A 1,322-nucleotide genomic window follows, 5' to 3' on the forward strand; every position below is an offset into this window, starting at 1 on the left:
TAAAACTGGCCGTTTAATATGGCCCTGACTGGCCGGGAAATGCGGCCCTGCTGGCCGCAGAAAGTGGCTGTTTGCACAGATTATAAACCAGGTCTATTACTATATATTTACATTAATGTACAGAGGAGCATTTCGTCAATTCTAAAAGCTGTACACAGTTCTTATTCTTAAGACTTTTACAGTATTCACTGGGCTTTAAATTAGTATACCGTTTAAACTGATTAGAAAAATAATTCACATTACAAAAATTCAAAAAGTCTGATACCTGGGTTATATTATAAGTGCCTAAGCACAGCAGTTCTTTTGCCTTATCTATTTTAAGCTGCGTATAATAATTCATAACGGTTGAGGCGGTATACTTTTTAAATACTTCAGATAAAGTTGACTTCGAACAGTGCAGTTTTTGACAGAGAGAAGAGAGCGTAAGGGAAGAAAAAAGACATTGTCTCATTATCATAATTGCTTCGCCTACCAAAGGCGGATATTCATCTTCAGGCACATGACGTTCCGGATATGTAAGAGTATCCATAGATATCAGCAACTCCAGCAAAAAGGATTCTAAATTATTAAGCAGCAGCTGTTCTTGTGCCAGGCTGTGGTCAGGTGAAATTACCTGGTAGATCAGCTCTTTTGTATCAATAACAGAGGAAAAGATCTCACTGCAGTATTTCAGTGCATTAAAAAAATATTGTTTCGTAGAATTTGTAAGAAAAATCGGTTGATCAGCTATTTTATCGAGGGCATTACCCTCGTAATAAAAGGCTCCGTTGCATATGGAAGCTTTTATGTTCTTTATCGATCTATGCCGGTGATATTCATTAGGCGCATGGAAATAAATATGGCCTTCTTCAAGTATAACAGTTTTAGAACCGGTAATGATTTCTACACTCCCAATATCAGCGTAAATAAATTCCCAGTAGTTATGAGTTTCTCCGATGGATGTAAATTTAGGATTAAGATCGCAGTAAAAAAAACTAACGATATTATCTATTTGAATTGTTTTATTCAGTAAAGTCTGCTGAAATGATTTTTGCATATCTACTTCCACTCTTTCTGTTTGTAAGGCTCAAAGTCTTATTGTTTCAACCAAAACACTTTACCTTGACTTTCCTATAAAATATAACACAAAATGGTAAGTGCAAAATATTGCTACGTTACTCATAAATTGCGCCTGCACCAAAATGATAGATGCAAGCGTTTTACTCTATTTTAGTTTTGACAGTTAGCTTTCGCAGCCTTGCTCCATGATTATTCCGGGCGATTAGCCCATGCGCTGAAGCGCGTTCAGCGCACGGGTATCGCCGTTTAGCAAAGGCTGGTCG

Annotated in this window: 1 protein-coding gene; it reads right to left on the reverse strand. The window is 37.2% G+C overall.

Annotated elements, in window-relative coordinates:
• Positions 1 to 112: 112 nt before the first annotated feature.
• Complete coding sequence (locus tag GKG43_RS22775) at positions 113 to 1,036, reverse strand: AraC family transcriptional regulator (RefSeq protein ID WP_055154242.1); 924 nt, start codon at positions 1,034 to 1,036, stop codon at positions 113 to 115.
• Positions 1,037 to 1,322: the final 286 nt, after the last annotated feature.

This window comes from Eubacterium sp. BIOML-A2 (assembly GCF_009680135.1).
Taxonomy (GTDB): domain Bacteria; phylum Bacillota; class Clostridia; order Lachnospirales; family Lachnospiraceae; genus Faecalicatena; species Faecalicatena contortus_B.